The sequence below is a fragment of the Pseudomonas sp. BGI-2 genome (assembly GCF_004310295.1).
Taxonomy (GTDB): Bacteria; Pseudomonadota; Gammaproteobacteria; order Pseudomonadales; family Pseudomonadaceae; genus Aquipseudomonas.
Genome location: NZ_SISB01000002.1, coordinates 23,573 through 37,235, shown reverse-complemented (window position 1 = coordinate 37,235; position 13,663 = coordinate 23,573). Strand labels below are relative to the sequence as shown.

Annotated in this window: 11 protein-coding genes; 2 read left to right on the top strand and 9 right to left on the bottom strand. The window is 58.9% G+C overall.

The annotated features are described in order from the left end of the window. Nucleotides 1–166: 166 nt before the first annotated feature. Nucleotides 167–1,969: a lipid A export permease/ATP-binding protein MsbA gene (gene msbA, locus EYC95_RS01425; protein WP_131058770.1), complete on the bottom strand. Its 1,803-nt coding sequence runs from the start codon at nucleotides 1,967–1,969 to the stop codon at nucleotides 167–169. 33 nt (nucleotides 1,970–2,002) lie between these two features. Continuing rightward, the gene (locus EYC95_RS30430) at nucleotides 2,003–2,251 is read right to left on the bottom strand and encodes a hypothetical protein (protein WP_256656896.1); all 249 of its coding nucleotides are present in this window, start codon (nucleotides 2,249–2,251) and stop codon (nucleotides 2,003–2,005) included. Between the two features lie 51 nt (nucleotides 2,252–2,302). Here EYC95_RS30430 and EYC95_RS01420 point away from each other — a divergent pair, with 51 nt between their 5' ends. Together EYC95_RS01420 and EYC95_RS01415 are read left to right on the top strand one after the other, a co-directional pair. After that, nucleotides 2,303–3,988 carry a bifunctional O-antigen ligase/aminoglycoside phosphotransferase family protein gene (locus tag EYC95_RS01420; RefSeq protein WP_256656895.1) on the top strand — a complete coding sequence of 562 codons (1,686 nt, stop codon included), beginning with the start codon at nucleotides 2,303–2,305 and terminating at the stop codon, nucleotides 3,986–3,988. Continuing rightward, nucleotides 3,988–5,205 carry an acyltransferase gene (locus EYC95_RS01415; RefSeq protein ID WP_131058768.1) on the top strand — a complete coding sequence of 406 codons (1,218 nt, stop codon included), beginning with the start codon at nucleotides 3,988–3,990 and terminating at the stop codon, nucleotides 5,203–5,205. Before EYC95_RS01420 ends, EYC95_RS01415 begins: the two co-directional genes overlap by 1 nt. Before the next feature lie 172 nt (nucleotides 5,206–5,377). On the opposite strand, the gene EYC95_RS01410 is transcribed toward EYC95_RS01415, so the two are convergent. The 7 genes from EYC95_RS01410 to EYC95_RS01380 are packed head-to-tail and all read right to left on the bottom strand — an operon-like array spanning nucleotide 5,378 to nucleotide 13,557. After that, nucleotides 5,378–6,262 carry a glycosyltransferase gene (locus EYC95_RS01410; RefSeq protein ID WP_131058767.1) on the bottom strand — a complete coding sequence of 295 codons (885 nt, stop codon included), beginning with the start codon at nucleotides 6,260–6,262 and terminating at the stop codon, nucleotides 5,378–5,380. After that, complete coding sequence (locus EYC95_RS01405; protein ID WP_131058766.1) at nucleotides 6,259–7,413, bottom strand: glycosyltransferase family 4 protein; 1,155 nt, start codon at nucleotides 7,411–7,413, stop codon at nucleotides 6,259–6,261. Before EYC95_RS01405 ends, EYC95_RS01410 begins: the two co-directional genes overlap by 4 nt. Then, entirely contained in the window at nucleotides 7,410–8,294 is an 885-nt protein-coding gene (locus EYC95_RS01400) for a DUF6625 family protein (protein WP_131058765.1), read from the bottom strand. Before EYC95_RS01400 ends, EYC95_RS01405 begins: the two co-directional genes overlap by 4 nt. Before the next feature lie 53 nt (nucleotides 8,295–8,347). Next, nucleotides 8,348–9,781, bottom strand: coding sequence for a PIG-L family deacetylase (locus tag EYC95_RS01395; protein ID WP_131058764.1), 1,434 nt, complete (start codon nucleotides 9,779–9,781; stop codon nucleotides 8,348–8,350). An 8-nt stretch (nucleotides 9,782–9,789) separates the two neighbouring features. Then, nucleotides 9,790–10,686 carry an antimicrobial resistance protein Mig-14 gene (locus tag EYC95_RS01390; protein WP_131058763.1) on the bottom strand — a complete coding sequence of 299 codons (897 nt, stop codon included), beginning with the start codon at nucleotides 10,684–10,686 and terminating at the stop codon, nucleotides 9,790–9,792. Beyond that, the gene (locus tag EYC95_RS01385) at nucleotides 10,686–11,816 is read right to left on the bottom strand and encodes a glycosyltransferase (protein WP_131058762.1); all 1,131 of its coding nucleotides are present in this window, start codon (nucleotides 11,814–11,816) and stop codon (nucleotides 10,686–10,688) included. The genes EYC95_RS01390 and EYC95_RS01385 overlap by 1 nt, the downstream gene beginning before the upstream one ends. Then, nucleotides 11,800–13,557, bottom strand: a complete 1,758-nt coding sequence (locus EYC95_RS01380; protein ID WP_131058761.1) for a carbamoyltransferase — start codon at nucleotides 13,555–13,557, stop codon at nucleotides 11,800–11,802. Before EYC95_RS01380 ends, EYC95_RS01385 begins: the two co-directional genes overlap by 17 nt. Between the last annotated feature and the right edge of the window lie 106 nt (nucleotides 13,558–13,663).

Sequence of the window (13,663 nt, the reverse complement as noted above, 5' to 3'; positions counted from 1 at the left end):
CCCACATACAAAATGAACAGGGGCGCGATATTACCACAGGGTTGGCGCTGGCTTGTGCGACGGCTGCAATGGGATGATTCGACAATCAAAACTGGTCGTTTTTTGAGCAGAAATGCCGACAACTGATACAAATCACCGGGCGCATTGCACGCCCGGTGAACAAGGGTCAGGCGATGTCTTCCGCCGGTGCATCAAGGCCCATGGCATTCAGTCGGGCGTAGTAACCGTTGTGCGCCAGGAGTTCGGCATGGGTACCGCGCTCGACGATCCGGCCCTGATCCATCACCAGAATCAGGTCAGCCTTCTCGATGGTCGACAACCGGTGAGCGATCACCAGGGTGGTCCTGCCTTTCATGACCTGGTCCAGCGCCGCCTGAATATGCCGCTCGGACTCGGTATCGAGGGCCGACGTGGCTTCGTCGAGAATCAGCAACGGAGCGTTCTTCAATAGCGCACGGGCAATCGCCAGACGCTGGCGCTGACCGCCGGACAGCAACACCCCGTTCTCGCCGACCTGGGTGTCCAGGCCTTCGGGCAACTGCGCGATGAAGTCCATCGCATAGGCGTCTCTCGCCGCTTTTTCGATGTCTTCACGGGGCGCCCCCGCCAGATCGCCATAGGCAATGTTGTTGGCCACGGTGTCGCTGAACAGGGTCACGTGCTGGGTCACCTGGGCGATGTGCTTGCGCAGGTTCAGCAGCTTGTACTGCTCCACTTCAACGCCATCGATCAGGATCTCGCCCTTGTCGTGGTGATAGAAGCGTGGGATCAGGTTGGCCAGCGTCGACTTGCCGCTGCCCGAACGCCCGACCAGCGCCACCATTTGCCCCGGCTCTACCGAGAAACTGATGTCGTCGAGTACCTGGCGATCGGTATCGGGGTAGGTGAAGCTGAGGTGGCGCACGTCCAGACGACCGCTGACGGCATCGCGTTCGACGGTGCCCGTATCGATTTCAGGCGCGACGTCCAGTTGCTCGAAAATGCTCTCGGCACCGGCCACGCCTTTCTGGATGGTCGAGCTGACTTCGGACAATTGACGGATCGGCTTGGGCAGCAGGCCGGCCAGGGTGATGTAGGCGACCATGTCACCGGCCGACGCATCGCCGCGCAGGTACAGCACCAGGAACATCAGCACCGCCATGGCGCTGTAGATCACCAGTTGCAGCAACGGCGTGTAGATGGCGCCGGTACGGGTCATGCGCAGTTGCTTGTCGGTGTTGCCTTGACTGGCTTCGTGGAAGCGTTTTTCTTCGTAGATTTCGCCGCCGAAGCTGCGCACCACGCGATAGCCCTGGATGGTTTCCGACGCCACGTGCGTCACGTCACCCATCGCCGCCTGGATCTTCTTGCTCTGCTTGCGGAATTTCTTGCTCGCGGTACTGACCATTACCGCAATCAGCGGCAGGATCGCGACCATGACCAGTGTCAGTTTCCAGTTCATGAACAGCAGCGAGGCAAACAGGAAGATCACCGTCATGCCTTCACGGATTACGACCTTGATCGCATCCGTGGCCGCCCCGGTGACCATCGTCACGTTGAAGGTGATACGCGAAATCAGATGACCCGAGTTATGCTTGTCGAAATACCGATTAGGCAAAACCAGCAGGTTATTAAACAGTTGCACACGTAAATCATGGACCAGCCCGAGGGAAACCTTGGCCAGAAAGTAGTTGCCCAGATAAGATCCCAGCCCCTGCCATGCGGCGATCAGGATGATCAGCAACGGTACCGCCTGCAGCAGTTGCAGGTCGCGCAGGTAAGGCACGGTTGGAAACAGCACCGCCTCGGGGTTGGACAGGCCGTCGACGAAGTATTTGAGGATGTAGCCGAGCATTGGCTGCGTCGAAGCGAAAATCAGAAAACCGACGATGCTGATCAGAAACAGACTGATGTACGGCCGGACATAGCCGAGCAGGCGGAAGTAGATTTTCAAGCTCGATGGGCTTGCGGAGAGACTGGAGTCGGTCATATCACGCGAATGTCGATAAAAAGGACGCTGACTTTAGCACAGCTTCCTCAGTGTTCTGGCAATCGCATAAAGGCTGTTATTGTTAGGCATCAAATTCAGCATCAAATAGCCATCAACCCGAAATGGCCGATCAACTTCAGGATTGAATCTCTCAGCATGCAACTCAGCGGTTTCAATAGCGTGTCCAATCGAGTCTTCGATTTTATCTGCCTCTGGATTCTTCCAGTCGGCTACCTCCTGCTCCTCTGTGCGCTGTTTTTCCTGCCGGGCCGAAGTTTGCATCACAAGCTTTTTTATGGACTGTTCAGCATTCCAGCACTGATTGCCCTTTGCTTGCGGCCTCGCGAATTCAAGGAGTTGCTCCGAGAGCCGATCTTCATTGCGGTGCTGCTGTTTGCCGCCTGGGCGCTGATCAGTTTGTGCTGGGGGCCTGGCAGTGATCGCATCGCCGCCCAGTTCAAACCGCCACTACATACCTTGCTGCTGTTCGCCGGCTGCTACTTGCTGGTGCGTTATCGCAGCGAAATCGTCCAGCCTTTGTTGTTCACCGCCGCGATGGTCGGGCTGATCGGAACGGTCTGTAACCTGTTCATATACGCCCGCATCTACGAGCCAGGCTTGCGCCTTATCGGCGGAGGTGCGTTCGATAACCCGCTGCTTGCCTCCCACATGTACGGCTTTTTTTGTGCTTACTGGCTGAGTCTGAGCATGATTTGCAAGCGCCGGCAGATGCTCTGGCTGAGCATCCCTGCGATGGCAATAATGTTCGCCGCAGTAATCTCCACCGGCTCCAGAACCCCTCTGGTTGCTCTGACAATGGCCGCGCTGTGGCTGGCTTTCATCTGCTGGAACCGCCGCTCCGTTGTCTTGCTCGGCGCCCTGTTCGTCAGCGGAGCATCTGTGACCGTATTGTTTTCACAGATGATCATCGAACGCGGCGACTCCTATCGCCTGGAAATCTGGCAGTTGGCCCTGCACAAAATTGCCGATCACCCTTGGATCGGCCATGGTTACAACGCTGACCTGACCCTCGACCCCGGCGTTGGCTACTCCTTGCAGGAGCCCCACAGTTTTGCCCTTGGCGTGCTCTATTACGTGGGTATCTTCGGTTTGTTGCCGTGGTTGTTTTTCCAGGTCTGGGGATTATTGAGCAGTTGGCGTAATCGCCTTCAACCGCTGTTCATCATTGCCTCGACCTGGCTGATATTTGGTATCGGTGCCGGTTTGACCGAAGGTGGCGGAATCATTTCCCGACCGAAAGAACACTGGTTCCTTCTGTGGATTCCTTTGGCGTTCATCGCCGCGCTGAGCATCAATCAGCGCGCCAAACGTTTATTGGCGATACCGGTCAAGTCACTAAAATCGACCGTCATGCACCAAATGTCCGCCAATGCGCAGGTGATAGAAGAGGATGGTCTGGGCCCCAAAGTCCTGCGCCTGGTCGATGGCAGCTTCCTCAAGCTGTTCCGTCGCCGCCGCTGGTACACCTCGGGCAGTTTCAACCCCTATTCCGAGCGTTTCGCCACCAACAGCATTCAACTGCGCAACCTGGGTATTCCAACGCCGCAGATACTTGATCTGTACCGGCACGAAGACGGCAGTAGCGCCGTCCATTATTCGCCGCTGCCGGGCAACACGCTGCGTCAGGTCCTGCAAGGCATTACTGCGCCAGCGGTGCGTCAGGCACTGGTGGAGCGTTTCGGCAAATTCATGGCTCAACTGCATGAGCAAGGTGTCTATTTCCGCTCGCTGCACCTGGGTAACGTGCTGGTGCTGGAGGATGGCGAGTTCGGCCTGATCGATGTGGCCGACATGCGCATCTATCCTTCGTCGCTGAGCCTGTCCCTGCGGCAGCGGAATCTGCGCCATATGCAGCGCTACACGGTGGATAAGCGCTGGTTGTTCGAAGAACACTTCGAAGCGTTGCTCCAGGGATACGCCATGACGGCGTCGAAATCCGCTGTTGATAACCTGCACAGGCAAGTGCTGTCCGGGAGTTCCCCGGTCCGGACTCATTGATGACTGAAACCAACCCACTCATTGCGCTGGCAGCCTATCTGCTGGCCATCGTAACCGCCGCCCTGTTGCTGCGCGCAGTTCCGAAAATCGCCCGCCACCTGAAACATTCGGGCGAAAGCCGGAATGCCAGCATTGATGGGCTACGCGGCTATCTGGCGTTCGGTGTGTTCGTGCACCATTCGGTGATTACCTGGATCTTCCTGCGCACCGGCGTTATTGAGTTCCCGCCGAGCAACTTTTACTTGCAGCTTGGCCAAGGCAGCGTCGCGCTGTTTTTCATGATCACCGGTTTTCTGTTCTGGAACCGATTGCTCACCCAGGGACGTCAACACGACTGGCTGGCCTTCGCAGTCTCTCGGGTATTTCGCCTATACCCGTTGTACTTGCCGCTGATGCTGATTGTATTTCTCACAGTGTTCTACCTGCAGAACTGGGAGCTCAAAGAGCCCGGCATCCGACTCGTAGGGCAGATCCTGGCCTGGCTGACCTTCGACCGACCGGACGTCAATCAGTACCACCAAACCGGCATGCTGATCTCCAATGTCACCTGGACCCTGGGCTACGAGGTATTTTTCTATCTGGCGCTGCCATTGGCCGGCATGGTCTTCATTTATCGTGGTAGCTGGCTGCAAGTGGTGCTGTGCCTGATCGGCATTTATGCCCTGTACCAATTGGTCGGCTGGGAGCACTCACTGAAGAAGCACTTTCTGGCGAGCTTCCTTGGCGGCATTGGTGCGGCGTACTGGATACGCCGGCCACACTTGATGGCCTGGGGTCAGACGCGACTGGCGGGAATTATCGCGTTGCTGGCGCTGGCGATTGCCTTTACGGCATTCAACCGCGCGTTCAACCTGCTGCCGCTGCTGCTGCTTTCCTTGTTTTTTGTGATCGTGGCCTCAGGAAACACCCTGTTCGGCGCTCTCAAACCGCGCAGCATCCGCTGGCTCGGGGAAATCAGTTACAGCACTTATTTGCTGCACGGCTTCGTGCTTTGGGTGATGGTCCAGCGCCTGCCGCTGGTGCTGCACCTGGACGCTCGTGACACCTGGACCTATCTGTCGCTGCTGGCCGTATGCAGTTGCCTGCTGATCGTCATCAGCAGCTTTACGTTCCTGTACGTAGAGAAACCGGGCATGACGGCCGGCAAGAACGTCTTGCAGTGGCTGCGCCAGGGCAAGATGGCTGACAAGAGCCTGGCGGAGAAGATCGCTCGCTGAAGCTTTCAACCCTCCCCTGTCGCAGCTGGCGCAGCCTGCGTCCGGCTCGGGCCGCGTTCGGACGAAGCAGTCGTAAAACCAGAGCACGCGGTGTATCAGGTAGACCGTGCATTCAGGGTTTACGACTGCTTCGCAGCCGGACGCAGGCTGCTACAGAGATCGCGTTACGGCCTTAGTCTTTTTCCAGCGGCGAGAAGTACAGTCGCCCCAGACCGCGCCAGGTCTTCTTGTTCCAGGCCTTGAACGGGATCTGCGCCAGCAGCTCGCGGGCCAGCTTGCGATCTCGGTTGGCGGTCTTGAGGAACATCGAACTGAGGAACTTGTAACGCACCTCGTCGTACAGCGGATGATCGCTGAACAGCGCGTAGGAGCGCAGGATGTTGTCGACCATGAAGCGGTGGTTCTTGTAAGAGTTGGTGGGGTGCTTGCGATAGCGCGCCATCAGCACATTCAGGCCATCGATAAAGTATCCGGCACGGGTCACCTTCAGCTCGATCAGCAAGTCTTCCAGTCGGATGCTCGGATCGAACCCACCCACCTTGTCCAACGCTTCCCGGCGGATCATCAGGGTTGGCGCGGGTGGATAAGGTTTGCGCTCCAGGAACATGTCATCGAAATCCAGACGACGGAACGGCACATCACGGCGTTGACGCTTCTCCGGATAAAGATTGCCGTCGGCGTCGATCAGCTCGATGTTGCCCGCGCAGATACCCACCTCGGGCTTGCCATCCATGTACGCCACCTGCGTCGCGATGCGCTCCGGCAGCATGATGTCGTCAGAACCGAACGGCACGATCAGGCTACCCTTGGAGCGCGCGATAGCGCCATTGAGCGTGTTGGTCAGCCCCTGATTCTGCTGAACCCGGAAATCGAAACCGTGCTGCGCCTGCAAGACCTTGATCCGCTCGACGCTGTCATCCTTTGAACCGTCGTCGACCACCAGGAACTCGATGTTCTTATAGGTCTGGTTGAGGACGCTGAGAATGCTTTCTTCGATGTAGCGAGCGTGGTTATACGACGCGATGATGACGGTTACTAGAGGTTGCGCGTCGCTCATGGTTGTTCCTTGCGGGCCTGATCCAGGCCGGATTCGATCAAGTTCAGGTACTCCTGGCGGAACACCTCGATGTCATGTTCTTGCTGTAGATAACGGTAGGACTGTTCGCCCTTGGCATTGAGCTCGTCATCTGACAGCCCGAGGTAGTTATCCAGCGCCGCGACCAGGCTCGGCACGTCCTTTGGTGTAATCGCCAGCCCTCCTGCGCCTTCGATCAGCGGCAGCATGGCCGGCACGTTGGAGGCGATCACCGGCAGATGCCCGCTCATGCCTTCGAGCAATGCCAGCCCCAGGCCTTCAGCCAGGGATGGCATGGTCCAGACGTCGAACGCGCGAATGTACTGCAAGGCGATTTCCTTGAAGCCCAGCAGGTGCGCACGACCGGTCAGGCCCAGGCTTTCGATTTCGGCTTTCAGGCGCGACTCTTCGCGACCGGCACCGATGATCGCCAATTGGGTGTTCGGGTACTTGTCCTTGAGCGCAGCAAACGCCTGCAACAGATAAGTATGGCCCTTGACCGGCACCAGGCGACCCAGCGCCCCGATCAAGCGCACCGACGGATCGATGCCCAACAATTCGCGGGCACGCTCACGACTGTGCTGCAAGCCTTCAGCCTGCTCGATGTCGATAGCGTTGGTAATGGCGTAGGTATTCTGGTCGGTGAAACCGCAGTCACAGTCCAGCAGGTACTGTTTGACCGCCGGCGACACACCGACGAAGCGCCAGTGACGATCGATCAGGCGCTGGGTCTGGCGGCGTCGGTAAAACCGGTCGTACTCGCCAAAACCGTGGGAAATGCCGATGCACAGGGGGACCTTCAACCAGCGGTTGAGTGTCAGCATCATGTTCACCGGTTTGAAGCGGTTACAGATCACCACGTCGAACTTTTCCGCGCGGCAAAACTTGTACAGCTGCCACATCGCGCGCAGGCGCATGCCCTTGAGGGACTTGTCGGAAAACTCGAAATACACCGAACGGTCGGCCCGGCTCACAGCCTCGCCTGGCCCAGGCTTGCCACGCAGGAATGCCGCAGTGACCTCATAGCGATCACTCGGCAGCGCCTTGACGATCTGCTCCGCGAGGTCGGCAAAATCATGGGCTTTGACGTTGTAGTCAGGCTGCAATTGCAGAACCTTTGACCGTTGACTCATAACTCTCCCCGGTGGAAACCTGTCGCATCGATGACCCAGTCCGGTTCGGCGGCAATACGCCTGACCTCGGCTGGATCGGGTGGAGGCAACCGTGACCACTCGTTGCGTTTCCAGCAAACGAAGTGGAAATACGGAAACCGGCGATCGCCATCGCGATCATTACTCAAACAGCCATTGCGCCAATACCAGCGATGCGGAAAATCATCCGTGCCGTCGTGCCACTTGATGCAGCCACCCGGGGTGCTGAACGCCTCGGTGAACTCACTGCGACGACGCCACGGATTGAACTTGCCCACCAAGGTGAACAAAGGCTCGGGGAAATTCTTGCGCCAGAGGAAGATCCGACTGAATGCGCCCTCGTCCAGCGCGTGATGCGCCTGATCGGTAAAGCGTTTGCGCCAGTCCTTCATCTGCATGAACAACTCACGCTTGCGGGCGTTGTTGCGCATCAGGCAAAGATGCCCTGCGACCCGTCGCTCGTGAGTCGAGAACAGGTCATAACCGGCCAGCCGATCAGGGGTGAAGTAACTTCGCAGGTCACCGTACACCAGATCAATATCGCCGAACGCCCAGAAATCATAGCCTTGCAGGCGGTCGACATGAATATGCCCCAGCGCCGGCTTGATGTCACAGAGCTTGTAAGCCGCCTCCGGTGCAAAGTCGATATCCAACCGTTGCGACACAAGCGCGCAGTAATCACTGAACGTCATGCACTCGACGGTGACGTTGGGTGGCAGGTTCTCGGGCGTGCCGCAGTCGCTGAACAGCAACCAGTCGATATCGGCGTTGCGACGACAACTCTCCAGGAAAAACGGCATCCAGAACGGCCATTGGCCGAAATATGGAATCAGGAAAACAATACGCGGGCGTGGGTTGATCACAGAAAAATCACTGCAGTTGTTTAAGACGCGGCCATGCTAGGCCCCGAAGTGCTTCATTTCTGCTGTCGAGATGTTTCACCATGCTTCAACAGCCATAACAATTCATGACGCCTGACCGCTTTGCGAAAAAATTCGTTCTCGCCATAAAGGGGCGGCACTCTACGGGCCAACAGCCGCTGTATCGACCGACGCAAACGTCGCTTGAACGGCATGCGCGGTTGCAGGTCGTGCATCATGCCCAGCGCCATGGCCTTATCACGCTGAAGGTCCAGCGACAGCGGCAGGCAGCAAGGCTGCATCGGCGTCGCCGGGTCAAAGGCCGGCGGCAGTGCGATGCCATGCCCCGCATCGCCCATCGGCCAGCGATCGTTATCGTGCAGATGATTGGCGTAGCCGAGCAAGGTGGTCGGCTGCCATTCAAGGCCTTTCAAGGCTTCGAGGACCGCTTGCTGGGCGCAGAGATGATCCGGATGCGGATCGAGCGTCGGATGCGGCAGCACGATCACTTCAGGGCGCGCGCGCAACAACAGTTCACGCAGATCGGCCAGCAGGTTGTTCCAGGTCGGCGCGCCGTCGATGTCGCCCGGCAGAGTAAATGGATTCAATTGGCGATAGGCGCGGGTGTCGCTCAACTCGGCTTCACGCGAACCCATCGGCTGCGCCGGTGCGGCCTGCATCGCCGCCAGTTGCAGGCAGAAATACCCCAGTTGCACGCAATGCGCTTCGGGCACACCCGCCCAACGCGGCACAGCGATGCTGTCCCAGGCGCGCAAACGGCCTTTGAGTCGGGCGGCCTCGACCTTGTTCAGGCCGATCTGCTGATAATGTTCGGCTTCGATTTCGCCAGCCGTCAGGGTGACGATCCAGGCTTCATCGGCCTGGCTGTACAAACCATAGGCGGCCAGTTCGGCGTCGTCGGCGTGAGGCGCGATCACCATCACTCGCTGGCGGCGATAATCCGGTTGCTCGAACGCCCACAGCACGGGCTCACCGAGCAGCCGGCAGAAACGCCCGCGCAGCCGCAACTCACCCCGCGACAGCACTTGCGACTGACCACTGAGGTTCAGATAACGCAGGCCGTTTACGCCACGCTCGAACGTTTGCCGGTCGGGATTCTCGCCACCCGCCAACTCGACCACCGGGTCGATAAAGCGACCCAGCCAGGTGCTTTTTACCCGCAGCGCCAACACCAGCGTGGCGTCGTCGACCAGCATGACCCCCTCGTCCAGCCGCAAACGCTCCCCGTCCAGGTGAACCTTGGGCTTTTGGGTGTACGGCGGAAAACTGTATTGGTAATCGTCTTTCGTCGAATAGAACAAATGGTCGGCAAACCATGCCTCGTGGGCAATCCAGCCCAGCACCGCGAGCATCAGCGGCAACCACCAGGCCACCAACACGCCGATGGCAATCAACAGCACCAGCGCGATCAACAGGCCGATCCGTTTGTTGCGCCGATGGCGCTTGAGCAGTTGCTGTTTGCGGCTCATGGGTTCACTCACACGGTGAAGACCGGCACGGGATTGCACCAGCGGTCCTTGTATTCTCGATCGGCGCGACCGAAGGAAAACCGCAAGGGTTTATCCAGGGCTCGCGCATGCTCCCAGGCACTTTGTGTGTTGAGAAAACTCAGCACGCTACCGGGGCTGAACGCGCGCGTTTCAGGATCGACGCCGCCGTTGATGTACTCGACGCTGATCCACTCAGGCGCCTCGACGCGGTACACCAGTTGAATCGCAATAGGTGCATCGTTGAGGAAAATAACTGAGCCGATCAGCAAGTCCCGCAGCAGTTCGATCACCTCGTCCATGCGTTCGGCCCCAGTGGCCGGGAAACCCCAGCGGCGCTGAAAGAGGTCGCAATAGATCGCGGCCAGCTCAGTGCTGGAGAACTCGGCGACCGGCCGCACCACCCCGCCGGCCTCTTCCAGCAGACGCAATTCACGGCGCTGGTTGTAGCGAAACTTCTTCGACAACTCTTCGGGCGTGCGGGCCATGGCCAGTTGTTCGGTCTGCAACTTGATGTCGATGAAACGACCTTCGCTGAGCGCCGACAAATAACGTCCGCGATGGCGCAGTGGTGCTTGTGCATCAGCGGCGGCCGGCAGGATCAACTCGGCATTGCCGAGGTCGAACAAGCCCTTTTTGCCGCGGCGTTTGAGCACGTCCTTGGACAGTGCCAGGTCGCGTCCCCAGGTCGGAATAGCGGCTTTCACTTCACCGTTTTGCTCCCAGGCCAGGTAACGCACCGGGATCCCGGCCAGCTGTGCCAGACGTTCAACCACCAGAGGATGTGTCGCGACGCTGCCGCCAAATCGTTGCCAGGCCTGTGCATAAGTCGAGGCGTCGACCACCGCCCAGCCCCGTTCGCGCCAGCCTTGAAATCGGTTGAGCATCAGCCCCTCGGTGCCAGTTCGGTGACGTGCGGCAAATGCCAGAAAGCATCGCGTACCGCGCGGTCGGAGAAACGCTCACGCAGGCGATCGAGCATCAGCTCGGCACACTGGTGACGTTGCTGGTCGTCCATCGCGGCCAGATGTTTGAGCCCTTGGGCCAAGTGTTCGGCATCGCCCAGCGGGAACAGAATGCCCACGCCCTCAACGACTTCCTTCGCCCCACCGCACGCGGTGGCGAGCAACGGTACACCGGCAGCCATGGCTTCCAGCAGCACCATGCCGAAGGGTTCGTGATCAGAACTCAGGGCAAACACATCGAAGGCACGGAAGTAGCGACGGGCATCCGGCACTTGACCGAGAAACAGCACGCGATCGCCGATCCCCAATTCCCGGGCCAGGGCCTTGAGGTCCTGTTCCAGTCGACCGCTGCCGAGGATCACCAATTGGCTGTTGGCCGGCAAGCCCGGCAATGCTTCGGCAAAACCGTGCAACAGCGTGGTCTGGTCTTTGTCCGGATGCAGCCGCCCGACGTTGCCGACAATCCAGGCATCCGCCGACAGACCGAGGGTTTCCCGAGCCTCACGCACTGACACCTGACTGGTCTGCAACGCCGGCACATCAACACGGTTATAAAGCGTCTGAATCCGTCCGGCCGGCCATTTCGGCAGGCAACGGCGCATGTCGTCTCGCACCGCATCGGAGACCCCGAGCAGGCTAAGGCGCTTGCGGAAAAGATGGGCGAAGAGTTTACGGGTGCCGCGCTTGTAATCGTCAAACGCGTGATGCACACCGATCACCGGCAGCGAGGTGCCGAGCAAGGCGATGTAGATCGGCTTGAAACGGTGCGCAATGCAGAAACTGAAGTTGCGCGAGGCGGCGATTTTGCGCAGATCGCTGATGGCGCCCAGCTTTAGGCCACGAATGGCCTTGGAGCTGTATTCCATGAACAGCACTTCATCGGAAGCGCAGTTCGCGGCCACCTCGCTATCGGCGGCCCCGGTCAAAAAGACCGTGGTCACCCGATAGCCAGTGCCCGCGAACAGGCTGGCGTACTGCCGCGCGCAGTCCAGAAACGGCCCGTCATAGCCGTGGCAGAACTGCAACACATGGCGTTCAGCCGAGCGTGTCATAAGCGTTGGCGCCCTCTTTGACCACCAGGATGTCTTCCATGATCAGATACTGTAGATCGGAACCGAAGAACATGTTCAGCGCGTCGGTCGGCGAGCAGATCATGGGTTCGCCACGACGGTTGAGCGAGGTGTTCAGCGACACGCCGTTTCCGGTCAGCACTTCCAGTGCCTTCATCATGTCGTAGTAGCGCGGGTTGTACTCGCGCTTGAGCACCTGGGCCCGGGAGGTGCCGTCTTCGTGGACGACTTCCGGCACGCGGGTTTTCCACTCTTCAGCCACTTCGAAGGTGAAGGTCATGAACGGCGCAGGGTGATCGATCTTGATCATCTGCGGGGCCACGGTGTCGAGCATCGACGGGCAGAAAGGCCTCCAGCGCTCGCGGAACTTGATCTGGTGGTTGATCCGGTCAGCCACGCCGACAGCGCTCGGGCAACCGATGATCGAACGACCGCCCAAGGCACGCGGACCGAACTCCATACGCCCCTGGAACCAGGCTACAGGATTGCCATCGACCATGATCTTGGCGATGTTTTCCGGCATGTTTTCAAGCTTGCGCCATACCGGCTTGCTCGGGTGACGGGCGCACGCTGCGACAACGTCTTCGTTGCTGTACGACGGGCCGAGGTAGACGTGTTCCATCTTCTCGACCGGTACGCCACGAGCGTGGGACACATACGCCGCCGCGCCGACCGCCGTACCGGCATCGCCAGACGCAGGCTGGACGAACAGTTCCTTGACGTCATCGCGAGCGATGATTTTCTGGTTGAGCTTGACGTTCAACGCACAGCCGCCGGCGTAGGCCAGCTTGCCGGTTTCCTTGAGCACGTCGCCCAGGTAGAAGTCGATCATCTGCAGCGCGATCTTTTCGAACAGCGCTTGCATGCTCGCGGCGTAGTGGATGTACGGCTCGTCGGCGATATCGCCTTCGCGCTTGGGACCCAGCCACTCGATCAGCTTCGGCGAGAAGTAGAAACCCTTGCCCTTCTCTTTATAACGACGCAGGCCGATGACGTTGGCGTAGTCGGTGTTGATCACCAATTCGCCATTTTCGAACGAGGCCAGGCGCGAGAAATCGTATTTGCTGGCATCGCCGTAAGGCGCCATGCCCATGACCTTGAACTCGCCGTCGAGCATCTCGAAACCGAGGAACTCGGTGATCGCGCCGTACAGGCCGCCGAGGGAGTCCGGATCGAAGAATTCCTTGATCTTGTGGATCTTGCCGTTTTCGCCGTAACCGAAGAAGGTCGTGGCGTACTCACCCTTGCCGTCGATCCCGAGGATCGCGGTTTTCTCTTTGAAACCGGAGCAGTGGTAAGCGCTGGAGGCGTGGGCCAAGTGATGCTCGACTGGCTCGATCTTGATTTTCTTCGGATCGAAGCCCAGTTGCTCGAGGCACCAGACAATCTTGTTGCGATAGCGCTTGTAGCGACGGTTACCCATCAGGATCGCGTCGAGGGCGCGGTCCGGTGCGTACCAGTAACGTTTGGCGTAGTGCCAGCGCGCCTTGCCGAACAGGCTGATCGGGGCGAAGGGAATCGCAACCACGTCAACGTCGGACGGCTTGATGCCCGCCTGCTCGAGGCAGAACTTCGCCGATTCGTATGGCATGCGGTTCTTTGCATGTTTATCGCGCACAAAGCGCTCTTCTTCAGCCGCCGCGACCAGCTTGCCGTCGATGTACAAAGCTGCTGAAGGATCATGGCTAAGGGCGCCGGACAGGCCAAGAATCGTCAATGCCACAGGGGTCTAGCCTCTTTAGTCTGCATGCAGGCGACAAGCGCCTCAAAAATTAATGTGCCCCTCGCAAGGGGCGAGAGACAGCTAAAGGGCGGGATTATAGCGTAAA